Source organism: Gracilibacillus sp. HCP3S3_G5_2, from assembly GCF_052063305.1.
Classification (GTDB): domain Bacteria; phylum Bacillota; class Bacilli; order Bacillales; family Amphibacillaceae; genus Gracilibacillus.
Genome location: NZ_JBQHXU010000043.1, coordinates 1 through 795, shown reverse-complemented (window position 1 = coordinate 795; position 795 = coordinate 1). Strand labels below are relative to the sequence as shown.

The window sequence follows — 795 nt, the reverse complement described above, 5'->3', positions numbered from 1 at the left end:
TGGGGTAACCTTTGGAGCCAGCCGCCGAAGGTGGGGCCAATGATTGGGGTGAAGTCGTAACAAGGTAGCCGTATCGGAAGGTGCGGCTGGATCACCTCCTTTCTAAGGATATAATGAAAGGCGTAAGCACCCGCTTAACGACGTACAAACTGGACTGAACCGAAGGAGATAAAGGAAACACAACGACAGTTGATGTTGACTTATCGTACGGAGGAGAGGGAAGTTGTGCTAGTCGTTGGGTGCTGGAGCTGGACAATATTACGGAACAACCTACGTTGTAGGTTGCATCATACTGCGTTGTTTGGTTCAGTTTTGAGAGATCAATTCTCTCTATATATGTACCTTGAAAACTAGATAAGAGTAATCAGGAAGTGTAGGCGACTGATCAATAGCGTACGGATAGATCAGACTGACCGAAGCACCGTGTTCTTCTGTGCACAGGGAAGTATGAACTATACGCTAGCTATTAGGAGCCGAAACTAGACTGATGACAAGACATCAAACAAAAACCAACGACTTTTTCATGCGTTAAGCATTGTAAGTATAGTTAAGTGAAGAAGGGCGCACGGTGGATGCCTTGGCACTAGGAGCCGAAGAAGGACGGGACAAACACCGATATGTCTCGGGGAGCTGTACGTAAGCATGGATCCGAGAATTTCCGAATGGGGAAACCCTCTACTCGTCATGGAGTAGAACTTATATCTGAATCCATAGGATATAAGAGGCAGACCCGGGGAACTGAAACATCTCAGTACCCGGAGGAAGAGAAAGCAAACGCGATTTCCCGAGTAGCGG

At 47.3% G+C, this 795-nt stretch carries 2 rRNA genes; both read left to right on the top strand.

The features are described from left to right. Window positions 1-102: ribosomal RNA gene (locus ACTNEP_RS20490) — 16S ribosomal RNA — on the top strand; the annotation flags it as partial. A 443-nt stretch (window positions 103-545) separates the two neighbouring features. Beyond that, a 23S ribosomal RNA gene (locus ACTNEP_RS20485) occupies window positions 546-795 on the top strand; the annotation flags it as partial.